Consider the following 21,542-nt stretch of genomic DNA (forward strand, 5'->3'; position numbering starts at 1 on the left):
CCGGGCCAGGAGGTCGTGATGTACCGAATTCAGACCTACAACAACATCGCCGTGCGTGGGCTGGACCGCTTCCCGCGCGACCACTACGAGGTCGCGTCGGACATCAACCAGCCAGACGCCTTGATGCTGCGGTCGTTCGACCTGCATTCGGTGGAGATCCCGGATTCCGTCCTGGCCGTCGGGCGCGCCGGCAGCGGGGTGAACAACATCCCGGTGGAGGCGCTGTCCGAACGCGGGGTGGCGGTGTTCAATGCCCCGGGCGCCAATGCCAACGCCGTGAAGGAATTGGTGATTGCCGGTCTGCTGTTGGCCGCGCGCAATCTGTTGCCGGCGGCAGGCTACGTGCAGGGGCTGGACCCCACCAAGGAGGACTTCATGTCCTCGGTGGAGCACGGCAAGAAGAAGTTCACCGGCTTCGAACTGCCCGGCCGGCGCCTGGCCGTGCTCGGCCTGGGTGCGATCGGTGTGGGTGTGGCCAATGCCGCGCGGGCGCTCGGCATGGAGGTGGTGGGCTTCGACCCCAAGGTGACGGTCGAGAACGCATGGCGTCTGGACTCCGGCATCGAGCGCGCGCGCTCGGTGGAAGCCGCGATGGAGGGGGCCGATGCGGTCACCGTGCATGTGCCACTGACCGAGAACACCGCCAATCTGGTCAACGCGAAGAACCTGAGCGGGATGAATCCCGGGGCGATGGTGCTGAACCTGGCGCGCGAGGGCATCGTGGACGACGCCGCTGTGCGCGAGGGACTGGACGCCGAACGCCTGCACGCCTACATCACCGATTTCCCGGTGCAGGGCATGATGGGGCACCCGCGGGTAATCACCCTGCCGCATCTGGGGGCCTCGACGACCGAATCCGAGGAGAATTGCGCCGTGATGATCGCGGATCAGCTGCGTGACTACCTGGAAAACGGCAATGTGGTCAATTCGGTGAATCTGCCGACCCTGGTGCTGGATCGCAAGGGGGATACCCGGATCGCCGTCGTCAACCGCAACCTGCCGGACCGGGTCGGGCGCATCTCGCATACCCTGGGTGAGTCCAACATCAACATCCTGCACTTGATGAACGACTCCCGCGGCGACATTGCGTACACCCTGCTGGATGTGGATGGCCAGCCGGACCAGGCGACCCTGGATGCACTGCATGAGATCGATGGCGTGCTGCGGGCGCGGGTGCTGTAGATCGTGGCCGCGGACCCGCATTCGTCGCAGCCCGCCGGCGGCCAGGAGAATCTGGCTGCCCTGCGGGCGCGCATCGACGCGCTGGATGTCGAGCTGCTCGAGCGGCTGAGCGAGCGTGCCCGCTGTGCCGAGGCCGTGGCCCGGGTGAAGCGCAGCCAGGAGAGCAATCCGGTGTTCTATCGTCCGGAGCGCGAAGCCGAGATCCTGCGCCGGGTGCGTGAGCAGAACCCCGGCCCGCTGTCGGGCGAGGCGATTACCCGGCTGTTCCGCGAAATCATGTCCGAATGCCTGGCGCTGGAGCATCCGCTCCATGTGGCCTATCTGGGACCGGTGGGCACCTTTACGCATCTGGCGGCGCGCAAGCATTTCGGCCATGCGGTCGAGACCCAGCCGCTGGCCTCTATCGATGCCGTGTTCGACGCCGTGGAGACCGGTCGCGCGCAGTTCGGCGTGGTGCCCATCGAGAACAGCTCCGAGGGGGTGGTAACCCACACGGTCGACTGCTTCATGGATTCTTCGCTGCAGATCTGCGGTGAGGTCGTGACTCCGATTCACCATCATCTGCTGACGCACGCCGAGGATCTCGGTCAGGTCCGGCGCGTGCTGGCTCACGCCCAGGCGCTGGCGCAATGCCGCCAGTGGCTGGACGCGGAGCTGCCGCACGCCGAACGCGAGGCGGTCTCCAGCAACGCCCGCGCAGCCGAGATTGCGGCGCAGGACCCGACCGTGGCGGCACTCGCCAGCCAGGCCGCGGCCGACCATTACCAGATCCCGGTGCGGGCGCCGCACGTGGAAGATCGCGCCGACAACACCACACGTTTCCTGATTATCGGTTCCGGCACCACGGAACCCAGTGGCGCGGATCGCACCTCGGTGATGCTGACGACCGCCAACCGCCCGGGATCGCTGTATTCGCTGCTCAAGCCGATTGCCGAGTCGGGTATCAGCCTGACCCGTATCGAATCGCGCCCGTCGCGCTGCACGCCGTGGAACTACGTCTTCTTTCTCGACCTGGTCGGCCACCAGCAGGATCCGCTGATCCGCGAATGTCTGGAGCAGCTGCGCGCGAGCGCCGATACCGTCAAGGTGCTGGGGAGCTATCCCCAGGCCGCCACCTGAATCCCCGAGGTTTCCGCATGGCATCCAATCCTTCCGTATCCGCTACGGCCGGCCCGGCGTTTGATCCGGTGACCCTGGCGGTTGCTGGCGTCCAGGGGCTTAGCCCCTACCAGCCGGGCAAGCCCGTGGCCACGCTGGAACGCGAACTGGGGATTACCCAGGCAGTCAAGCTGGCCTCCAACGAAAATCCGCTGGGCCCGTCGCCCCTTGCGGTGGAAGCCGGGCGCGCGGCGTTGGCCGATGCGCATGTCTATCCCGACGGCAACGGCTTCGAGCTGAAGGCACGTCTGGCCGAACGCCATGGCGTGACCCCGGAGCAGATCACCCTCGGCAATGGTTCCAACGAGGTGCTGGAGTTGGTTGCACGGACCTGGCTGGCGCCGGGGCGTGCTGCCGTGTTTTCTGCCCACGCGTTTGCGGTCTATCCGCTGGTGACTCAGGCGGTGGATGCCGAGGCCCGAGTTGCCGCGGCGCTGCCCGCCGACCATCCGGAACAGCCCTTCGGGCACGATCTTGACGCGATGCAGGCGCGGGTGGACGGCGATGTGCGGGTCGTGTTCGTGGCCAACCCGAACAACCCGACCGGCACCTGGCTGGATGCGGCGGCGCTCGAAGCCTTCGTGGCCGCGATGCCAGTCACGACCGTGGTCGTTATCGACGAGGCCTATTTCGAATATGTCGAGGAGGCCGAGTATCCGGACACCACGCAATGGCTGGATCGCTATCCGAACCTGATTGTCACCCGGACCTTCTCCAAGATCCAGGGCCTGGCCGGACTGCGCCTCGGCTATGCGGTCAGCTCGCCGGCCATCGCGGACCTGCTGAATCGAGTGCGCCAGCCGTTCAATGTGAATGCGATTGCCCAGGCGGCCGGCCTGGCCGCGCTGGACGACCACGAGCATGTGGAAAAGTCGGTGGCCATCAATCGGGAGGGGGTTCGTCAGGTGAGCGCGGCCCTGCGCGAGCTGGGCTTGCGTGTGATCCCGTCGGTGGGCAATTTCGTGACGTTTGACACCGGCCGGGATCCGGGCCCGGTATATGACGCCATGCTGCGCGACGGCGTGATTACGCGCCCGGTAGAGAATTACGGTCTCCCCGGGCATCTGCGCGTCACGGTCTCGACCCGTGCGGACAATGACCGCTTTCTCGCGGCCCTGAAAAAGGCCCTGGCGTGATCGACCGGCTGGTCATCTTCGGCGTCGGGCTGATCGGCGGTTCGCTGGCCCTGGCCCTGCGCGAGGCGGGGGCCGTGCGCGAGATCGTGGGTTGTTCGCGCAATGCAGACAACCTGCGCGAGGCGCAGCGCCTGGGCGTGATCGATCGCTGGACCACCGATGTCGCCGAGGCCGCCGAGGGGGCGGACCTGGGCGTGCTCGCCGTCCCGTTGGGGGCGATGGAGCCACTGGCGCGCGACCTGGCTGCGGCGTGGCCCGAAGACAGCCCGCTGACCGATGTGGGCAGCAGCAAACAGGCCGTAATCGATGCGGTGGGTGCCGGCTTCGGCAAGGTCCCGCGCGCGTTTGTCCCCGGCCATCCGATTGCGGGAACCGAGAAGAGCGGGGTGGGGGCGGCCTTTGCCACCCTGTTCCGTGAGCGCCTGGTAATCCTGACACCGGTCGATGCCACGAATGCGCTGGCGACCGACCGAGTGGCCGAGATGTGGCAGGCCGCCGGGGCGCGGGTCGAGTACATGACCCCGGCGCACCACGACCGGGTGCTGGCCGCGACCAGTCATTTGCCCCATGTGCTGGCCTTCACGCTGGTGTCGTCGCTTGCGAACATGAGCGAGCGCGACGAGATCTTTCATTACGCCGCCGGGGGGTTTCGCGATTTCACGCGCATCGCCTCCAGCGATCCGGTGGTCTGGCGGGATATCTGCCTCGCCAATCGCACCGCCATCCTCGAGGTGATCGGGCAGTACCAGACCGATCTGGAGGGTTTGCGCAGCGCCATCGAACACGGCGATGGCGCGACCATCGAACAGAGCTTTGAACACGCCAAGGAAACCCGCGATCGCCTTTGCGACCCCGCGGACGCACAACTGGATACCTGAAAATCGATGAATACCTTTACCGTACAGCCCGGCGGGCAGCTTTCGGGCCGCGCCCGCGTGCCGGGCGACAAGTCGATCTCCCACAGGGCGATCATGCTGGGTGCGCTGGCCGAGGGCGAGACGCGTGTGACCGGATTCCTCGAGGGGGCCGATTGTATTGCGACACTGGAGGCGTTTCGTGCTATGGGCGTGGCGATCGAACGGACTGGGCCAGGCGATGTGCGCATCGAGGGTGCCGGCGTGCACGGGCTCAAGGCCCCGGCGGCGGCACTGGACATGGGCAACTCGGGGACGGCGATGCGGCTGCTGTGCGGCGTACTGGCCGGTCAGGCGTTTGACAGCGAGCTGGTCGGTGATCGCTCCCTGAGCGGGCGCCCGATGCGCCGAGTCACCGACCCGCTCGCGCACATGGGTGCGCACATCGATACCAGCGAGGCCGGGACGCCACCGTTGCGGGTACACGGCGGGGCCCCGTTGCGGGGTACGGACCATGTATTGAAAGTCGCCAGTGCCCAGGTGAAGTCGGCCCTGTTGTTGGCCGGTCTCTGGGCCGACGGCAGGACCTGCGTGACCGAGCCGGCGCCCACCCGCGATCACACCGAGCGGATGCTGGCCGGATTCGGTTACCGCGTGGAGCGCGACGGACCCCGTGCCTGTGTAGAGGGCGGCGGTCGCCTGGTCGCAAGCCCGGTGGATGTGCCCGCGGATATCTCGTCGGCGGCGTTTTTTTTGGTCGGTGCCTCGATTGCCACCGGCTCGCGCATGCGCCTGGAACATGTGGGGATCAACCCGACGCGCACGGGCGTGATCGACATCCTGCGTCTGATGGGCGCCGAGATCCGCGTCCTCGATCAGCGCGAGGCCGGCGGCGAGCCCGTGGCCGATCTCGAGGTCGAGGCGGCCACTCTGAAGGGGATCCAGATCCCCGAGCACCTGGTGCCACTGGCAATCGATGAATTCCCGGCCATCTTCGTCGCCGCGGCCTGTGCCGAGGGCGAGACGGTCCTGACCGGCGCGGAGGAGCTGCGGGTCAAGGAAAGTGATCGTATCCAGGTGATGGCCGATGGTCTGGCCGCGCTGGGCGTGGACTGCGCAGTGCAGCCGGATGGCATTCGCATCCAGGGCGGTGACGGTTTCACTGGGGGCGAGGTCGACAGTCATGGCGATCACCGCATCGCCATGTCGTTCGCGATGGCCGGGCTGCGTGCCCGAGCGCCGATCCGCATCCGCGATTGCGCCAACGTGGGGACCTCCTTCCCCGGCTTCGTGGCGCTGGCGCGTGAGGCTGGACTGCAACTGGAGGCGGCATGAGTACGGCCATTCCGGTACTGACCATTGATGGCCCCGGCGGTGCAGGGAAGGGCACGGTCTGCATGCGCGTGGCGGCGGCGATGGGCTGGCATCTTCTGGATAGCGGAGCCCTCTATCGGCTGTTGGGGCTGGCTGCGCGACAGCACGGCGTGGAACTGACCGACGAGGAGGCACTGGCCCGGCTGGCCGCGGGTCTGGATGTGGACTTCGAGGTCAATCGGGATGCCACGGCCGTGACCACGCTGCTGGAAGGTGCACCCGTGGACCAACTGCTGCGCACGGAGCAGACGGGCAGTGACGCTTCGCAAGTGGCTGCGATTCCGGCGGTGCGCGAGGCGCTGCTGGAGCGTCAGCGCGGTTTCGCCAAGGCCCCGGGGCTGGTCGCCGACGGGCGCGACATGGGCACGGTCGTGTTCCCCGAAGCGGACCTGAAGATCTTCCTGACGGCCTCGGCCGAGGAGCGGGCCAGGCGGCGATACATGCAGTTGAAGGAACAAGGACTTAGTGCTAATCTCTCCGCCCTTCAGGACGAGATGGAGGCCCGCGACCGGCGTGATCGCGAACGCAGCGTGGCCCCCCTCAAGCCCGCCGAAGATGCCTGGGAAGTGGATACCACGGACCTGGACATCGTCGGCGTGGTGGACATGATCCTGGAGCGCCTTCGGGACGTACTCCCGGAACAAAGCCCCCGCCCCGCGGAATAAGCCGTCGGAAGCGGGATCATAAACGTCTAGAACTGGTTGCAGGAAGTATCTGCAAGCATTTGTTAAACCACAGGTTCACAAATCCATGAGTGAAAGTTTCGCGCAACTGCTCGAAGAGAGCATGGCCTACACCCAGATGCAGCCGGGTGCCATCCTCAGTGCCACCGTCATTGAGGTCACCCCGGAAGTCGTCGTGGTGAACGCCGGCCTGAAGTCCGAGGGGGTCATTCCCACCGAGCAGTTCATGAACGAAGAGGGTGAGCTCGAGGTCAAGGTCGGCGATGTCGTCGAAGTGGCCCTCGAGACCCCGGAAGACGGTTTCGGCGAGACGCGCATGTCGCGCGAGAAGGCCAAGCGGGCCAAGGCCTGGGACCGTCTCGAAGGTGCGATGGAAGAAGAGCAGTACGTCACCGGCAAGATCTCCGGCAAGGTCAAGGGTGGCTACACCGTCGAGCTGGGCGATATCCGGGCGTTCCTGCCGGGTTCACTCGTGGATGTCCGTCCGGTGCGCGATACCGCGTACCTGGAAGGCAAGGAGCTGGAATTCAAGCTCATCAAGCTGGATCGCCGTCGCAACAACGTGGTTGTGTCGCGTCGTGCCGTGGTCGAGCAGGAATACAGCGCCGAGCGCGAAGAGCTGCTGAAGAACCTGCAGGAAGGCGCGCAGGTCAAGGGCATCGTCAAGAACCTGACCGACTATGGTGCGTTCCTGGACCTGGGCGGCATCGACGGCCTGCTGCACATCACCGACATGGCCTGGAAGCGCGTCAAGCACCCGTCCGACGTGGTCGAGATCGGGCAGGAAGTCGAGGTCAAGGTCCTGAAGTTCGACCGCGAGCGCATGCGCGTATCGCTGGGCCTGAAGCAGCTGGGCGAGGATCCGTGGGAAAACATCACCCGCCGTTACCCGACCGGCACCCGGATCTTCGGCAAGGTCACCAACATCACCGATTACGGCTGCTTCGTGGAGATCGAAGACGGCGTGGAAGGCCTGGTGCACGTGTCCGAGATGGACTGGACCAACAAGAACGTCAACCCGGGCAAGATGGTTGCCATCGGTGACGAAGTCGAGGTGATGATCCTGGACCTGGACGAAGAGCGCCGCCGCATCTCGCTGGGCATGAAGCAGTGCCAGTCCAACCCGTGGGACGACTTCGCCGCCAACCACAACCGGGGCGAGAAGGTCAGTGGCCAGATCAAGTCGATCACCGATTTCGGTGTGTTTGTTGGCCTGGAAGGCGGCATCGACGGCCTGATCCACCTCTCCGACCTGTCCTGGCACGAGGCCGGCGAAGAGGCGATCCGCAACTTCAAGAAGGGTGACGAGGTCGAGGCCGTGGTCCTGTCCGTGGATCCCGAGCGCGAGCGCATCTCCCTGGGTCTGAAGCAGCTGGACCGCGATCCGTTCGCCAACTTCGTGGCCGAGCACAGCAAGGGCAGCATCGTGTCCGGTACCGTGAAGGAAGTGGACGCCAAGGCCGCGGTGATCGAACTGGCCGACGGCATCGACGGCATCCTGCGTGCCGCCGACATCTCCCAGGATCGTGTGGAAGATGCCAGCACCGTGCTGAAGGTCGGCGAAACCGTCGAAGCCCGATTCATGGGCGTTGACAAGAAGACCCGCGCCATCAGCCTGTCGATCAAGGCCAAGGATCGTGCCGAGGAAGCCGAGATGGTCTCCGATTACGGCAGCAATGCCGGTACCGGTACTACCCTGGGCGATCTGCTCAAGGAGCAGATGGACAAGAACGACTAAGTCCGTTCTGCAGCGGCCCACGGTGCCGGAAGGTGCCGTGGGCCATTTTGTTCCGGGAAACCGGGTTTCCTTCCTGTCTGTGACGAGTGCCAGATGACCAAATCGGAATTGATCGAGAACCTCGCCCGGAAATCGCCACATTTGCCTGCCAGGGATGTCGAGATGTCGGTCAAGGCATTACTCGAACGGATGAGTCATGCGCTGGCCAATGGGCAGCGGGTAGAGATTCGCGGCTTCGGCAGTTTTTCCCTCCATTTCCGGCCCCCAAGGCTGGGACGTAACCCCAAGACCGGTGAAGGTGTTGCCTTGCCCGGTAAGCATGTCCCCCATTTCAAGCCCGGCAAGGAATTGCGCGAACGGGTAAACGGTTCCATCGACGGGAACGACTAGGGACCGTCCGTGGACGACCGACGTCGACAGCAGATTCGCAATGCCGTGGCCTTTGCCGCGCTTATCGTGATTTCGTCCGCTGTTGGCATTCTTGTTGTATTGAACGAAGACCTGGTGACCCTTGCGTTACCCGGTGTGCAGATCGAGGCGCCGCTCGTGGTGTTCCTCGGGATTGCGGCCCTGTTCGGGGTCGTTTTGGCTTCGCTCGTACTCTGGCTGCGGCTGCGCCGGTTGCGGCAAAAGATTGCAGACCTGCGCGAACAGAACCATGCCCTCAAGGTCGAGGTCGAGCAGTTGCGTACCGCACCCATGCGGGATTTCTACTAGTCACGTGGCGCGTATGCGGCCACTGACGCCCTCCACGTTTCTTTTCTTATCCGGGAACCATTCTCGCTCATGATCGACGACTGGTTCTGGTTGCTGCTCCCTATTGCGGCTGCAAGTGGCTGGTGGCTCGCGCGTTACGGCGTGCCGGAAGACCGTGAGGAACGGGAGCCGTCACTGGATCGCTACCTGGAAGGTGTGCGCCACCTCCTCGACGACCGCACGGATGATGCCCTTCAGGCCTTCATCGAAATGGTGGAAGTCGATCACGAAACCTTCGAGACCCATGTGATCCTGGGCCGGCTCTTCCGGCGCCGGGGCGAGGTCGATCGCGCCATCCGTATCCATCAGAACCTGGTCGCGCGGCCCACGCTGCCCGCGGCGCAGCGGGCGCAGGCCCTGTGCGAACTGGGCGAGGATTTTCTCCTGGCTGGCGTATTGGATCGGGCGGAGGCAGTGTTTCGTGAATTGGCGGATTCGCCGCATCAGGCGGTCGCCGCACTGGAAGGCCTGCGTCAGGTCTACGAGACCCAGCGGGAATGGGAGCGTGCGATCGAGGTGGGCGACCGGCTGAAAGAACATGGGGTCGCGCACGAGCATCAGAGGATCGCGCATTATCATTGCGAACTGGCCCAGATCGCGCTGGACAAGGGTGACTGGGCAAGCGCCAGAGCGCGCGCGGAACAGGCCGAGGGCCTGGTGCCGGGGCTTTCGCGGGCACTGCTGATCCAGTCGGAGATCGCGGCACGCAAGGGCGAGATCCGCGAGGCGATCGGATTCGGACGCGATGCGGTGGCGCGTACCCCGCAGCTGGCGCCCTTGCTGGTACCGCGTATCGAGCGGTTGCATCAAGAGCTGCCTGGGGAGAATCGTCTGGGTCAGCTGGAGGAGCTCCTCGACGATCTCGCGCGCAACCGTGGGATCACGATGGCGCGCATTGCCCTGATGCGTCTTTACCGACGTACGGGCCGACTGGATGCCGCGCTGATGGAGCTGGGTTCGATCCTGGCACAGCGCCCGGTGCCGACCTCGGGATTGCTGGAGGCGGTGCGCTGGATGAAGATTCTCCCGGCGGTCCAGCAATACAGCACCGAGTTTGCGGCATTCGAGAAGGCCCTTGCGGACCAGCTCGGGAGCCAGCATCTGTACCAGTGCGTGAACTGTGGCTATCAAGGGCGTGCGCATGTGTGGCAATGCCCAAGCTGTCGTCGCTGGGATACGCTGCGCGGTCTCGACTTCGACATTGATCAAACGACGGAGGCCGCCGAAGAGGCGCTAATCCGCGAAGGGAGTCCCCGTTCATGAATCCGATTCCGGAACCAGCAACGCGCCTGATTGTGGCGCTCGATTTTTCCGAAGCCGAAGCCGCATTGGCGTTCGCCCGAAAGCTCGATCCAGCCCAGTGCGCGCTGAAGGTCGGGTTTGAGCTGTTCGTGGTCGCCGGGCCCGACCTGTTGCACCGTCTGCACGGCCTGGGTTTTCGCGTCTTTCTGGATCTGAAGTTCCACGACATCCCGAATACGGTGGCAGCGGCTTGTCGGGCCGCGGCGCGGACCGGTGTCTGGTTGATTAACGTCCATGCCAGCGGCGGTGAAGAGATGATGCGCGCCGCGCACGCGGCGGTGCGCGAGACGAATGATACGACGGCGCTTCTGGCCGTAACGGTGCTGACCTCCAGTGACGCCGGTACCTTGCGTGAGATCGGCGTGAATCGCGAACCGGCCGAGCAGGTGCGGCTGCTGGGTGAACTGGCGGTGCGCAAGGCGGGCCTGGAAGGGTTGGTCTGTTCGGCGCAGGAGGCCGCCATGCTGCGCCGCCTGCTCGGCGAGGAACCGTTGCTGGTAACGCCCGGAATTCGGCTGGAGGACGCGGGCGGGGACGATCAGAAGCGGGTGATGACCCCCGAACGGGCGATCTCGGCCGGGGCCAGCGCCATCGTGGTCGGCCGGCCGATCACGCGTGCCGCGGACCCGGGCATGGCCATGGAGGCCTTCATCACACGATTGGGGAAGAGGGAATGACGGCGTGGATTGGAGGGGTTTTCGCAGGGCATCAATCCCGCTAGGATGCCGTTGGTGCATGGATGCACCGATCGTTCAATGAAGATAAGGAGCGTTTTCATGAAGAAGCTTTTTCAATGCGCGAAGTGCTGGGCCCTGGCGGGCCTCTGCGTCCTGCCGTTGGTGATGGTTACGGCCTCGGGAGGCCAGCCGCTCAACGTGAATGGCGCATCCGCCGAAGAGCTGGCCGCGCTGGACAACGTCGGTCCGGTGAAGGCCCAGGCGATCGTGGAGCACCGCGAGGCACACGGTGAGTTCGCTTCGGTGCAGGCACTGACCGAGGTCTCCGGGATTGGTGAACGCACCGTGGAGATGAATCTCGATCGCATCGTCGTCGAGTAACGTTGTAGCGTAGTGGGTGGCAGCGCGTGCTGCCACCCGGTTCCAGCCCCTGGTCAATGGGTCCGGCAGGACGCGTGGGCCAGGGGTTCGTTATTGAGCGCCCAGGAGATGGAATGAGCCAGAATCACCCACCGATCCGTACCGCCGTGTTCCCGGTTGCCGGCATGGGTACGCGCTTTCTGCCGGCCACCAAGGCGAATCCGAAGGAGATGCTGCCGATCGTGGACAAGCCGCTGATCCAGTACGCAGCGGAGGAAGCGGTGGAAGCGGGGATCGAGACCCTGGTGTTCGTGACCGGGCGCAACAAGCGCTCCATTCCGGACCACTTCGACAAGGCTTACGAGCTGGAACACGAGCTGGAGGAGCGCGGCAAGACAGAGCTCCTGGAGCAGGTGCGCAATATCGTTCCGCCGAACGTGACCTGCGTCTATGTGCGCCAGTCCGATGCGCTGGGTCTCGGCCACGCGGTGGCCTGCGCCCATCCGATTGTGCGTAACGAACCCTTTGCCGTGATCCTGGCGGACGACCTGATCGAGTCAAGTAATGGTGGGGCGACGCGGCAGATGGTCGAGCAATACGCCGAGCACGGGTGCAGCGTGCTCGGGGTGGAAGAAGTGCCGGGTGACCGCACACATCAGTACGGGATCATCGATCCAGTGAAGACCGGCCCGCGCAGCTGGGATGTGAAGGGGATCGTCGAGAAGCCCGATCCGGACCAGGCCCCGTCGAACGTGGCGGTGGTTGGGCGTTACATCCTGACCCCGAGAGTCTTCGAGATGCTGGCCACACAAAAGCCAGGGGCCGGCGGCGAGATCCAGCTGACCGATGCCATCGCGCGGTTGCTGGAGCTGGAGCGGGTAACGGCCTTCAACTTCGAGGGGCGCCGCTTCGATTGCGGTTCCAAGCTGGGCTATCTGGAGGCGACCGTGGAGCTCGCTCTGAACCACCCGGAGCTGAAAGACGACTTCGCCGAGTATCTCCGCAACCGCTAGGGAGACGCCGAGCCCCGGCGGGTCCTGTCACCACCAAAAACGGCGCTGACGCGGCCGGATCGGCAGGCGCCCGCGCCAGTACTGGATGAGCAGGAAGCCGAAGGCCATCCCGCCCAGATGAGCGAAATGCGCGATGCCGGCGAGCGTGCCGGAGATCCCCAGGTACAGCTCCAGCGCACCGTAGCCGATCACGAAATACTTGGCCTTGATCGGGATGGGCAGGAAGATCAGGAACAGGCGCTGGTTGGGGAACATCATCCCGAACGCGAGCAGAACCCCGAATACCCCGCCCGAGGCCCCGATGGTCGGGTAGATCATGTCACCGTTGCCGTGGGCAGTGATGACCAGCTGCACCAGCCCGGCGCCGATCACGCACACCAGAAAGTAGGTGCCGAAGGTGCGTGAACCCCACGCGTTCTCGATCTGCACGCCCAGCATCCATACGGCGAACAGGTTCACGAACAAATGGACTGGACCGCCGTGCAGAAAGCCGTAACTGACCAGCTGCCAGAGCTGGAAGTCGGGCACCCGCATCCAGCTGCCGTCCTGATGGACGGTGGCCGGCGTGCCGATGGGCCAGAGCCCGAAATGGGTGATCAACCAGTCACCCAGCCATGGCATGGTGAGGAACAGGCCCACGTTGGCGATCAGCAGGAAGCCGATCACCGGCGGCATCATGCTGAAGTCGGGGTGCCGGGGGTCCGGGTGTGTCATCGGACTCTTTTGCTCCCCGCCGTCAGGTGAAATCGTCGGTTACGGCACCGCGACTGGCCGAGCCCACGATACGCGAGTATTTCGCCAGGACCCCGCGGTCAAAGCGGGGCGTCGGCGGCTCCCAGGCCGCGCGGCGGTGTTCCAGTTCGGCTTCGTCGACCCGCAGCGTGAGCCGGTTTTCTCCGGCGTCGATCTCGATCGTATCCCCGTCCCGGACCAGCGCAATCGTGCCGCCGGTCGCCGCCTCGGGCGCGACATGTCCAACCACCATTCCGTACGTCCCGCCGGAGAAGCGCCCGTCGGTAATCAGACCAACGGAATCGCCCAGGCCCGCACCGATGATCGCGGCGGTCGGCGCGAGCATCTCGCGCATGCCGGGACCCCCACGCGGCCCCTCGTAGCGGATGACGAGGATATCGCCGGCCTGGATCTGGCCGTCGAGGATGGCATCCAGGCAGGCCTCCTCGGAGTCGAAGCAGCGCGCGGGGCCGGCGATGGCGGTCCGCTTGAGTCCGGTGATCTTGGCCACCGCACCCTCGGTCGCGAGATTGCCCTTGAGGATGGCCAGGTGCCCGTGTGGGTACAGCGGCCGCTCCAGCGGGCGGATGATTTCCTGATCCGGGGAGGGCGTATCGGGGATCTCCGCCAGGGTCTCGGCCAGGGTGGCCCCGGTAATCGTCAGGCACTCACCGTGCATCAGCCCGGCATTCAGGAGCATCTTCATCACCTGGGGCGTGCCGCCCACCGCATGGAACTGGGTGGTCACGTAGCGCCCGGAAGGCTTCAGGTCGCACAGCACGGGGACCTTGCGGCGGATGCGCTCGACGTCGTCGATGTCCAGGGGGACCTGGGCGGCATGCGCAATCGCCAGCAGGTGGAGTACTGCGTTGGTGGAGCCCCCGATGGCCATCACCACTGCGAGGGCGTTCTCGAAGGCCTCGCGGGTCAGGATGTCGCGCGGGCGCCGGTTCGCGTGGATGGCCTCTACCAGGACCTCGGCCGACCGGGCGGCCGAATCACCCTTCTCCGGGTCCTCGGCCGCCTGGGTGGACGAACCGGGGAGGCTCATGCCCATGGCCTCGAAGGCACTCGACATGGTATTGGCGGTGAACATGCCGCCGCAGGAGCCGGCGCCGGGGCAGGCGTTGCGTTCCACGCCCTGGAGGTCCTCGTCGGACAGATTGCCGGCACCATGCTGGCCCACGGCCTCGAAGGCGCTGACGATAGTCAGGTCCTGGCCCTTGTAGTGCCCGGGCTTGATGGTTCCGCCGTAGACGAAGATGCCCGGTACGTTGAGACGGGCCAGGGCAATCATCGCCCCGGGCATGTTCTTGTCGCAGCCGCCGGTGGCGAGAATGCCGTCCAGGCTCTGGCCGTTGACTACGGTCTCGATGGCGTCGGCGATGACCTCGCGCGAGACCAGCGAGTACTTCATCCCCGGCGTCCCCATGGAGATGCCGTCGGAGATGGTGATGGTACCGAAGGTCTGCGGCATACCACCGGCCTGGCGCACCGCCTGTTCGGCGCGGGCGGCGAGGGCACCAATGCCCATGTTGCAGGGAGTGATCGTGCTGTGGGCGTTGGCAATGCCCACGATCGGGCGCTGAAAGTCGTCGTCGCCGAAGCCGACTGCGCGCAGCATGGCGCGGTTGGGCGTGCGGCGGGGGCCTTCGGTGACGACGCGGCTGCGGCGGTTGTCCTGTGCCATGGTCTTCCCTGCGGTTGTGGGTTAGTGGGCGCCGGGCTCGCCGTGGCGCGAGTAGCGGCCGTTCATGAAACGATCGAAGAACTGCCCGAGGGCGGGGTGTTCGACCTGTTCGCCGCGAGTATCCGGCTCCAGGTGGCGTTCGGCCACGTAGGTGCTGTGCGAATAGCCGTCCACCAGCACGTGATACCACGGCTGGTCCTTGAGTGGGCGGCTCTTGGCCACGGTTTCGTACCATTCGTCCGACCCGGCGTACACCGGATCCACATCGACGATCACACCCCGGTAATCGAACTTGGTATGGTGAATGAGCTCACCAACGGTAAAGCGCGTGCGTGTGGTCATGTTCGCCTCTGTCCTGCCTCGGTGCGCAAGCCTCTATTGTGGACCGCGGCCACCGGCGCGTGTTCGAGCTCGGCTCTCGGGTGCACCGCATGGCACTGTACGACTTTGTATTAAAAGCTATAACGCCCCTAACGGTACCGCCATGAGTCGCAATCAAAACAGGCTGGATGCCAGCTTCCATCACCATATCCCCGAAGGCGATGATCGCGAACGGCGTGTCTGCGACCATTGTGGCTTCGTTGACTACGAAAACCCGCGAATCATCGTCGGCAGCGTGGCCATCTGGGAAGACCGCGTATTGCTTTGCCGAAGGGCCATTCAGCCGCGTCGTGGTTTCTGGACCCTGCCGGCGGGGTTCATGGAAAAGGGGGAAAGCCCGGCCGAGGGGGCCCGCCGCGAGGCCTGGGAGGAGGCACGGGCCGATCTCGAAATCGAACAGTTGCTGGGCGTCTATAGCGTCCCGCACATCGGGCATGTGCAGATGATCTATCGGGCGCGCTTGCTGAGCGATGCGATTGCGCCGGGCCCTGAATCGGAAGAGGTCGGCCTGTTCCGCTTCGATGAACTGCCGGAGGAGCGCGCCTTCCCGTCGGTGACCTGGGCCCTGCAGCACTATCTGGAAACCCGTGATCGCGCCGACTTCGCCCCGCGCTCGGCCCCGCTGGCCGATGGAGAAGGTGTCACCCCCGGTCTTTGAGGGTGGCGCGCTCCACGTGTGTCTATTTGCTGTCGCGCTGTGGCCCGTAGTGGCGAAACTTTTCCAGGACGCGATCCATCTCCGCGTCATCCAGCAATTGCGGCCCTCCGATCTGCAGGCTCAGCACATATTGCCGTGCCAGGAGTTCAACCTCCTCTGTCAGCCACAGGGCGCGCTCCAGGTCCGTCCCGGTGGCAATCATCCCGTGATTGGCCAGCAGGCAGGCCGTGCGGTCCTGCAGGGCCGCCACCGCGAGCCGCGAGAGGGTCTCCGTTCCAAACGTGGCGTACGGGGCGCAGCGGATGGAGTTCCCGCCGGCGGCGGCGATCATGTAGTGCAGCGCGGGGATGTCGCGTCCCTGGATCGCCACGACACTGGCATGGACGGAATGGACATGGACGACCGCTCCCAGCTCTGGTCGCGCCTGCAGGATGGCGCGGTGGAAGTGCCACTCGCTCGAGGGCTTGCGGCCAGGCGCCCATTGTCCGTCTGCAGCGACATACACCAGGTCGTCCGGCTGTAACGCCTCGTACGGGATGCCAGAAGGCGTAATCAGCATGCCGTCGCCGAAGCGCGCGCTGATGTTGCCCGAGGTGCCCTGGTTGAGCCCCCGACGATTGGTCTCCAGGCCGGCGTTGATGATGGCCTGGCGAAGGCCGGTCTCGTCGGTCATGTGGGGGGAGTTCAGGGTCATCTTCTCGGAAGCGCTTGGGCGTAATGCGATTGTACCGGGTTCGCCCGGGAACCCCGCGCAGGGAATGTGGTCAATCGGGAAAGCCCGCAATCGTGATGGGTAATCCATTTCGCTCATGGAAATGGGGCGGGCCCGCCGTTTATAGTGGCTTCGCATATCCGGTTCGCCAGATATCCGCGAAGTCTTGATTGTTACAGGGAGGAAGCACCATGAAGAACGTCGCACGCCTGATTACCGCCACCTCCGTGGCCGCCGCACTGACCTTGGGGTTGGGTGCCGGAAGTACCGTTCACGCATTCGATGAGCACGAGGCCACGATCGACTACCGCCAGGGTGTGATGCGCGCCATTGGTGGCAACGTGGGGGCCATTGCCGCCGTGGTGGTGGACGGAGCCGAGTTCGGCGACAACCTCGAGATGCATACCAGCCAGCTGGTAGCGCTGAGCCAGGACATCCCGGGCCTCTTCCCGGAGGGGAGCGACTTCCCGGACACCGATGCCAAGGAAGAGATCTGGGGCGACTGGGAGCGCTTCGAGGAGCTCTCCAATGACACCGTCGAGGCCGCCGAGGCCTTGCACGCAGCGGTGGAGGCCGGTGACGAAGACGAGTACGCCATCCGTTTCCGCAACCTCGGACAGTCCTGCCAGGCCTGCCACGACGACTTCCGCCGCGAGTGATCCATGGCGGCAGTGCGCAACAAGGGGCTGACAGCCTGTCTGTCAGCCCTTTTTCTGGCTGGGTCGGCGGCCACGGTGCAGGCAGGGGTGCAGATTGGCGAGCACGACCCGCCCGCGGGTACGGACGGGCAGATCGCCTACGGTGAGTACGTCTTGCGAGCCGGTGGCTGCGTGACCTGCCACACGGCAGAAGACGGGGAATTCCTGGCCGGCGGGCGTGCGATCGAGAGCCCGTTTGGTGCGTTCTATGGTCCGAACATCACCCCGGATGCGGAACACGGTATCGGGGGCTGGTCGGAGGAGGACTTCAAGCGCGCCCTGCTGGAGGGCCGCAGCCCGGACGGGCGCCACTACTATCCGGCCTTTCCGTATACGTCGTACACCCAGATGAAGCCGCGTGACGTGGAAGCCCTGTGGGCCTTTCTGCAATCCGAGGTGGAGCCCGTCGCTCGGGAAAACACCCCGCATGACCTGGTCTGGTATGGCCGGTTCCGGTCATCCCTGATGGGCTGGAAGTGGCTGCATTTCGAACCGGGCACCTTCGAGGCGGACCCCGACCAGTCGGACGAATGGAACCGTGGGGCCTACCTCGCCAACGCCCTTGGACACTGCATGGAGTGCCATACTCCGCGCACGCGGACCGGTGGCCTGGACCTCAAGCGCATTGGGGCCGGCGCCCGACTGCCCGACGGGGACGTTGCCTCCAATATCACCCCGGATCGCGAAACCGGCATCGGACGCTGGGGGGAGCGGCATATCGCGCGCTATCTGGAGATGGGCCTGACCCGTGACGGTGATTTTGCCGGCGGCGGCATGGCCGACGTGATCGATCACGGCACTGCCCATCTGACCGATGCCGATCGCCGCGCCATCGCGGTCTATATCGGTTCCCTGGAGCCCATCGAACACGATCCCGAGTAATCGGCACCGCCGTACGCACCACGAAAAAGGGCCAAGTCGCAATGACCTGGCCCTTTTCCTGTATCTGGCTCCCCGGGACGGGCTCGAACCGCCGACCTAGTGATTAACAGTCACCCGCTCTACCGACTGAGCTACCGGGGAATTGGGCGCAAATGCTAATGGGGCGGGGCGAGGGCGTCAAGGAAAATCTGGCCGCCCTTCGCGTTTTACCGCCGTTCGCGGCCTCAGCTGTGGTTGGCCACGAACTGGCGCAGGCGTTCCAGGGCCTTGTCGAGCTGATCGACGCTGGTGGCAAACGAGACGCGGACATGACCAGGGGCCCCGAAGGCGCTGCCCGGCACCAGAGCCACCCCCACCTCGTCCAGCAGCTGTTTGGTCAGGGCCACATCGGTATCGATGTCCGCGGCCTGCATCAATCCGGTGACGCGCGGGAAGCAGTAGAACGTACCGTCTGGCATCAGGCACTCGATGCCGTCGATGGCATTGAGGCCGTCGACCACACGACGTGCGCGCTCGGCAAAGGCGGAGCACATGGCGACCACGCAGTCCTGATCGCCATCGAGGGCGGCCTCGGCGCCGGCCTGGGCAATGGAAGTCGGGTTGGAGGTGCTTTGCGACTGGATCTTCTTCATCGCCGCGATCAGGTTCTTCGGTCCACCGGCGTAGCCGATACGCCAGCCGGTCATCGCGTAGGCCTTGGAAACGCCGTTCAGGACGACGGTACGGTCCAGCAGGTCCGGGGCCACGTTGACGATGTTCACGAACGGCGTGGAGCCGAACAGGATGTGCTCGTACATGTCGTCGGTGGCGATGACGACGCGCGGATGACGCCGCAGGACCTCGGCCAGTTCCGTCAGTTGCTCGGCCGAATAGGCGGCACCTGTGGGGTTGGACGGGCTGTTCAGGAACACCAGGCGGGTGTTCGGGGTGATCGCCGCTTCCAGCTGTGCGCCGGTGATGCGGAAGCCGGCTTCCTGTTCGGCGCTGACGACCACCGGCCGGGCACCGGCGAGCAGGGCGATATCCGGGTAGGAGACCCAGTAGGGGGCGGGGATCACCACTTCGTCGCCCGGGTTCAGCAGGGCCTGGCAGAGGTTGAAGATGCTCTGCTTGCCGCCGGAGGAGACCAGGATCTGGTCGGGGGTGAACGTCAGGCCGTTGTCGCGATCGAACTTCCGAATGATGGCGGCCTTGAGACTGACCGTTCCGTCCACCGGAGTGTACTTGGTTTCTCCGCGGGCAAGCGCGTCGACCGCGGCCTGCTTGATATGCTCGGGGGTATCGAAATCCGGTTCTCCCGCCCCCAGCCCGACAATGTCCCGTCCCTCGGCTCGCAACTGGGCGGCCAGGGCGCTGACGGCGAGAGTGGGGGAGGGCTGGATGCGCTGGACGCGGTCGGAGAGCTCGATTTCCAAGGTGGGGCCTCTGTGTGATCGGGGCGAAGGGCCGCGCGGGCGGTCGGGTGCGAAATGATACTGAAATCAGGCGCGGAGGATAAGGTGCAGCCAGGCGAAGGCGAACAATTCCAGGTGGTGTCCGAATACCAGCCGGCTGGCGACCAGCCCGCGGCGATCGCGGCATTGACCGAAGGCCTCGAGGCGGGCCTGGCACATCAGGTCCTGCTCGGGGTCACCGGGTCGGGCAAGACGTTCACCATCGCCAATGTGATCGAGAATATCCAGCGCCCCACCATTATCCTGGCGCCAAACAAGACCCTGGCCGCCCAATTGTACGGGGAATTCAAGGAGTTTTTCCCGAACAACACGGTGGAGTATTTCGTTTCCTATTACGATTACTACCAGCCGGAGGCCTACGTACCTTCCTCGGATACCTATATCGAGAAGGACGCGTCGATCAACGACCACATCGAGCAGATGCGCCTGTCGGCCACGCGTGCGTTGCTGGAGCGCCGCGATGCGATCATCGTGGCCTCGGTCTCCGCGATTTACGGCCTGGGTGATCCGCGCAAGTATCTCTCCATGGTGCTGCATCTGGAGCGCGGCGAGCGTATTGACCAGCGCGACTTGCTGCGGCGCCTGGCGGAGTTGCAGTACACCCGCAACGATGCGGAGCTGCGCCGTGCGACCTACCGCGTCCGCGGCGAAGTCATCGACATCCACCCGGCGGAGTCGGACATCGAGGCGGTGCGCATCGAGCTGTTCGACGACGAGGTGGAACGCCTGTCGTATTTCGACCCCCTGACCGGCGAACAGCTGCGCACCGTCCCGCGCCTGACGATCTACCCCAAGACCCACTACGTGACGCCGCGCGAAACCCTGTTGGGGGCGGTGGACCACATCCGCGACGAATTGAAGGAGCGCCTGGATTTTCTGCGCAAGGAAGACCGGCTGGTCGAAGCACAGCGTCTGGAGCAACGCACGCTGTTCGATCTGGAGATGATCCTCGAGATCGGCTACTGCAACGGCATCGAGAACTACTCGCGCTACCTCTCCGGCCGCGCCCCGGGCGAGCCGCCACCGACCTTTTTCGACTACCTGCCCAAGGATGCGCTGTTGGTGATCGACGAGTCGCACGTGTCGGTCCCGCAGGTGGGCGGGATGTACAAGGGCGACCGTTCGCGCAAGGAGACGCTGGTCGAATACGGCTTTCGCCTGCCGTCGGCGCTGGACAACCGGCCGCTGCGTTTCGAGGAGTTCGAGGCCTTGCAGCCGCAGACGATCTACGTCTCCGCCACCCCGGGGCCCTATGAGCGCGAGCATGCCGACGCGATCGTGGACCAGGTGGTGCGCCCGACCGGGTTGCTGGACCCGATCCTGGAGATCCGCCCGGCCGGTACCCAGGTGGACGACGCACTCTCCGAGATTCGCGATCGGGTCGAATGCAACGAGCGCGTCCTGATCACCACGCTGACCAAACGCATGGCCGAGGACTTGACGGATTATCTGTCCGAGCACGGGGTACGCGTGCGCTACCTGCACTCGGATATCGATACCGTCGAGCGCATGGAGATCATCCGCGACCTGCGCCTGGGCGAGTTCGATGTGCTGGTGGGGATCAACCTGCTGCGCGAAGGCCTCGACATGCCGGAGGTCTCGCTGGTCGCGATCCTGGATGCCGACAAGGAGGGCTTCCTGCGCTCCGACCGTTCGCTGATCCAGACCATCGGCCGCGCCGCACGCAACGTCAACGGCAAGGCGATCCTGTACGCGGACAAGGTGACCGGATCCATGCGGCGCGCGATCGACGAGACCGAGCGCCGCCGGGCCAAGCAGATCGAGCACAATGAGGCCCACGGAATCACGCCCATCGGCATCCGCAAGAACGTTGCGGACATCCTGGAGGCGCGCAACGCGATGCCCGGCGCCGGCGGCCGACGAGGTCGAAAGGTGGCGGAGGAGGGCGCCGATTACGTGGGCGCACCGGACAACGCGGCCAAGGAAATCGAACGCCTGGAAAAGGAGATGTTTGCCAAGGCCCGCGACCTCGAGTTCGAGGAGGCCGCCCGGATTCGCAATCGCATCGAAAAGCTCAAGGCACTCGCGTTTCTCCCCGAAGCCTCGCTATCCTGAAAAGATGGCTCCCGCGGGAGCGCCGA

General features: G+C 65.1%; 22 protein-coding genes and 1 tRNA gene. 17 read left to right on the plus strand and 6 right to left on the minus strand.

Annotation, left to right across the window (positions count from 1 at the left end; all coding sequences use genetic code 11):
* The first annotated feature begins 18 nt into the window (after nucleotides 1-18).
* The 13 genes from G315_RS0101315 to galU all read left to right on the plus strand — a co-directional run bounded on the left by G315_RS0101315 (nucleotide 19) and on the right by galU (nucleotide 12,233).
* A complete protein-coding gene (locus G315_RS0101315) occupies nucleotides 19-1,182 on the plus strand; it encodes a 3-phosphoglycerate dehydrogenase family protein (RefSeq protein WP_018145711.1) in 1,164 nt (387 codons plus the stop codon).
* A gap of 3 nt (nucleotides 1,183-1,185) precedes the next feature.
* On the plus strand, nucleotides 1,186-2,301 hold the full coding sequence (gene pheA, locus G315_RS0101320) for a prephenate dehydratase (protein ID WP_018145710.1): 1,116 nt from the start codon (nucleotides 1,186-1,188) through the stop codon (nucleotides 2,299-2,301).
* A 17-nt stretch (nucleotides 2,302-2,318) separates the two neighbouring features.
* Nucleotides 2,319-3,476, plus strand: a complete 1,158-nt coding sequence (hisC, locus tag G315_RS0101325) for a histidinol-phosphate transaminase (protein ID WP_018145709.1) — start codon at nucleotides 2,319-2,321, stop codon at nucleotides 3,474-3,476.
* Nucleotides 3,473-4,354, plus strand: coding sequence for a prephenate dehydrogenase/arogenate dehydrogenase family protein (locus G315_RS0101330; protein WP_019611743.1), 882 nt, complete (start codon nucleotides 3,473-3,475; stop codon nucleotides 4,352-4,354). Before hisC ends, G315_RS0101330 begins: the two co-directional genes overlap by 4 nt.
* 6 nt (nucleotides 4,355-4,360) lie before the next feature.
* Nucleotides 4,361-5,665, plus strand: a complete 1,305-nt coding sequence (gene aroA / locus G315_RS0101335) for a 3-phosphoshikimate 1-carboxyvinyltransferase (RefSeq protein WP_018145707.1) — start codon at nucleotides 4,361-4,363, stop codon at nucleotides 5,663-5,665.
* The gene (cmk, locus tag G315_RS0101340) at nucleotides 5,662-6,369 is read left to right on the plus strand and encodes a (d)CMP kinase (protein WP_018937600.1); all 708 of its coding nucleotides are present in this window, start codon (nucleotides 5,662-5,664) and stop codon (nucleotides 6,367-6,369) included. Before aroA ends, cmk begins: the two co-directional genes overlap by 4 nt.
* An 85-nt stretch (nucleotides 6,370-6,454) precedes the next feature.
* Complete coding sequence (rpsA, locus tag G315_RS0101345; RefSeq protein WP_018650149.1) at nucleotides 6,455-8,125, plus strand: 30S ribosomal protein S1; 1,671 nt, start codon at nucleotides 6,455-6,457, stop codon at nucleotides 8,123-8,125.
* 93 nt (nucleotides 8,126-8,218) lie between these two features.
* Nucleotides 8,219-8,515, plus strand: a complete 297-nt coding sequence (locus G315_RS13920) for an integration host factor subunit beta (RefSeq protein ID WP_018145704.1) — start codon at nucleotides 8,219-8,221, stop codon at nucleotides 8,513-8,515.
* A gap of 9 nt (nucleotides 8,516-8,524) precedes the next feature.
* Entirely contained in the window at nucleotides 8,525-8,842 is a 318-nt protein-coding gene (locus G315_RS0101355; RefSeq protein ID WP_018145703.1) for a lipopolysaccharide assembly protein LapA domain-containing protein, read from the plus strand.
* Nucleotides 8,843-8,911: 69 nt separating this feature from the next.
* A complete protein-coding gene (locus G315_RS0101360) occupies nucleotides 8,912-10,144 on the plus strand; it encodes a tetratricopeptide repeat protein (protein ID WP_018145702.1) in 1,233 nt (410 codons plus the stop codon).
* Complete coding sequence (gene pyrF / locus G315_RS0101365; protein ID WP_018145701.1) at nucleotides 10,141-10,860, plus strand: orotidine-5'-phosphate decarboxylase; 720 nt, start codon at nucleotides 10,141-10,143, stop codon at nucleotides 10,858-10,860. The genes G315_RS0101360 and pyrF overlap by 4 nt, the downstream gene beginning before the upstream one ends.
* A gap of 99 nt (nucleotides 10,861-10,959) precedes the next feature.
* Nucleotides 10,960-11,241, plus strand: a complete 282-nt coding sequence (locus tag G315_RS0101370; RefSeq protein ID WP_018145700.1) for a ComEA family DNA-binding protein — start codon at nucleotides 10,960-10,962, stop codon at nucleotides 11,239-11,241.
* A 113-nt stretch (nucleotides 11,242-11,354) separates the two neighbouring features.
* The gene (galU, locus tag G315_RS0101375; protein WP_018145699.1) at nucleotides 11,355-12,233 is read left to right on the plus strand and encodes a UTP--glucose-1-phosphate uridylyltransferase GalU; all 879 of its coding nucleotides are present in this window, start codon (nucleotides 11,355-11,357) and stop codon (nucleotides 12,231-12,233) included.
* Nucleotides 12,234-12,260: 27 nt separating this feature from the next.
* Here the strand turns inward: galU and G315_RS0101380 are convergent, their stop codons facing one another.
* The 3 genes from G315_RS0101380 to hspQ are packed head-to-tail and all read right to left on the minus strand — an operon-like array spanning nucleotide 12,261 to nucleotide 14,997.
* Nucleotides 12,261-12,947 carry a rhomboid family intramembrane serine protease gene (locus G315_RS0101380; protein ID WP_018145698.1) on the minus strand — a complete coding sequence of 229 codons (687 nt, stop codon included), beginning with the start codon at nucleotides 12,945-12,947 and terminating at the stop codon, nucleotides 12,261-12,263.
* Between the two features lie 22 nt (nucleotides 12,948-12,969).
* A complete protein-coding gene (gene ilvD / locus G315_RS0101385; RefSeq protein WP_019611745.1) occupies nucleotides 12,970-14,655 on the minus strand; it encodes a dihydroxy-acid dehydratase in 1,686 nt (561 codons plus the stop codon).
* 21 nt (nucleotides 14,656-14,676) lie between these two features.
* Entirely contained in the window at nucleotides 14,677-14,997 is a 321-nt protein-coding gene (gene hspQ, locus G315_RS0101390; RefSeq protein ID WP_019611746.1) for a heat shock protein HspQ, read from the minus strand.
* Nucleotides 14,998-15,139: 142 nt separating this feature from the next.
* Here hspQ and G315_RS0101395 point away from each other — a divergent pair, with 142 nt between their 5' ends.
* A complete protein-coding gene (locus tag G315_RS0101395; protein ID WP_018145695.1) occupies nucleotides 15,140-15,694 on the plus strand; it encodes an NUDIX domain-containing protein in 555 nt (184 codons plus the stop codon).
* Between the two features lie 22 nt (nucleotides 15,695-15,716).
* Here the strand turns inward: G315_RS0101395 and G315_RS0101400 are convergent, their stop codons facing one another.
* Nucleotides 15,717-16,388, minus strand: coding sequence for an L-fuculose-phosphate aldolase (locus tag G315_RS0101400; protein ID WP_026338804.1), 672 nt, complete (start codon nucleotides 16,386-16,388; stop codon nucleotides 15,717-15,719).
* Nucleotides 16,389-16,597: 209 nt separating this feature from the next.
* Between G315_RS0101400 and G315_RS0101405 the strand changes: the two genes are divergently transcribed.
* On the plus strand, nucleotides 16,598-17,065 hold the full coding sequence (locus G315_RS0101405) for a cytochrome c (protein WP_018145693.1): 468 nt from the start codon (nucleotides 16,598-16,600) through the stop codon (nucleotides 17,063-17,065).
* A gap of 3 nt (nucleotides 17,066-17,068) precedes the next feature.
* Nucleotides 17,069-17,986, plus strand: coding sequence for a cytochrome c (locus G315_RS0101410; RefSeq protein WP_019611748.1), 918 nt, complete (start codon nucleotides 17,069-17,071; stop codon nucleotides 17,984-17,986).
* 65 nt (nucleotides 17,987-18,051) lie between these two features.
* On the opposite strand, the gene G315_RS0101415 is transcribed toward G315_RS0101410, so the two are convergent.
* Nucleotides 18,052-18,127: transfer RNA gene (locus G315_RS0101415), tRNA-Asn, on the minus strand.
* 83 nt (nucleotides 18,128-18,210) lie between these two features.
* Complete coding sequence (locus G315_RS0101420) at nucleotides 18,211-19,401, minus strand: pyridoxal phosphate-dependent aminotransferase (protein WP_018145691.1); 1,191 nt, start codon at nucleotides 19,399-19,401, stop codon at nucleotides 18,211-18,213.
* A gap of 84 nt (nucleotides 19,402-19,485) precedes the next feature.
* On the opposite strand from G315_RS0101420, the gene uvrB reads away from it, so the two are divergent.
* A complete protein-coding gene (gene uvrB / locus G315_RS0101425) occupies nucleotides 19,486-21,516 on the plus strand; it encodes an excinuclease ABC subunit UvrB (protein ID WP_018951441.1) in 2,031 nt (676 codons plus the stop codon).
* The last annotated feature ends 26 nt before the right edge of the window (nucleotides 21,517-21,542 follow it).

It is taken from the genome of Thioalkalivibrio sp. AKL7, assembly GCF_000381705.1.
Classification (GTDB): domain Bacteria; phylum Pseudomonadota; class Gammaproteobacteria; order Ectothiorhodospirales; family Ectothiorhodospiraceae; genus Thioalkalivibrio; species Thioalkalivibrio versutus.

What these genes read in the sequence shown, in the direction of transcription:
- G315_RS0101405 (WP_018145693.1), top strand. Translation starts at nt 16,598, where the DNA reads ATGAAGAACGTCGCACGCCTGATTACCGCCACCTCCGTGGCCGCCGCA.
- galU (WP_018145699.1), top strand. Translation starts at nt 11,355, where the DNA reads ATGAGCCAGAATCACCCACCGATCCGTACCGCCGTGTTCCCGGTTGCC.
- G315_RS0101380 (WP_018145698.1), bottom strand. Translation starts at nt 12,947, where the DNA reads ATGACACACCCGGACCCCCGGCACCCCGACTTCAGCATGATGCCGCCG.
- aroA (WP_018145707.1), top strand. Translation starts at nt 4,361, where the DNA reads ATGAATACCTTTACCGTACAGCCCGGCGGGCAGCTTTCGGGCCGCGCC.
- G315_RS0101360 (WP_018145702.1), top strand. Translation starts at nt 8,912, where the DNA reads ATGATCGACGACTGGTTCTGGTTGCTGCTCCCTATTGCGGCTGCAAGT.
- G315_RS0101400 (WP_026338804.1), bottom strand. Translation starts at nt 16,388, where the DNA reads ATGACCCTGAACTCCCCCCACATGACCGACGAGACCGGCCTTCGCCAG.
- ilvD (WP_019611745.1), bottom strand. Translation starts at nt 14,655, where the DNA reads ATGGCACAGGACAACCGCCGCAGCCGCGTCGTCACCGAAGGCCCCCGC.
- rpsA (WP_018650149.1), top strand. Translation starts at nt 6,455, where the DNA reads ATGAGTGAAAGTTTCGCGCAACTGCTCGAAGAGAGCATGGCCTACACC.
- G315_RS0101395 (WP_018145695.1), top strand. Translation starts at nt 15,140, where the DNA reads ATGAGTCGCAATCAAAACAGGCTGGATGCCAGCTTCCATCACCATATC.
- cmk (WP_018937600.1), top strand. Translation starts at nt 5,662, where the DNA reads ATGAGTACGGCCATTCCGGTACTGACCATTGATGGCCCCGGCGGTGCA.
- G315_RS13920 (WP_018145704.1), top strand. Translation starts at nt 8,219, where the DNA reads ATGACCAAATCGGAATTGATCGAGAACCTCGCCCGGAAATCGCCACAT.
- hspQ (WP_019611746.1), bottom strand. Translation starts at nt 14,997, where the DNA reads ATGACCACACGCACGCGCTTTACCGTTGGTGAGCTCATTCACCATACC.
- G315_RS0101370 (WP_018145700.1), top strand. Translation starts at nt 10,960, where the DNA reads ATGAAGAAGCTTTTTCAATGCGCGAAGTGCTGGGCCCTGGCGGGCCTC.
- G315_RS0101315 (WP_018145711.1), top strand. Translation starts at nt 19, where the DNA reads ATGTACCGAATTCAGACCTACAACAACATCGCCGTGCGTGGGCTGGAC.
- hisC (WP_018145709.1), top strand. Translation starts at nt 2,319, where the DNA reads ATGGCATCCAATCCTTCCGTATCCGCTACGGCCGGCCCGGCGTTTGAT.
- pyrF (WP_018145701.1), top strand. Translation starts at nt 10,141, where the DNA reads ATGAATCCGATTCCGGAACCAGCAACGCGCCTGATTGTGGCGCTCGAT.
- G315_RS0101410 (WP_019611748.1), top strand. Translation starts at nt 17,069, where the DNA reads ATGGCGGCAGTGCGCAACAAGGGGCTGACAGCCTGTCTGTCAGCCCTT.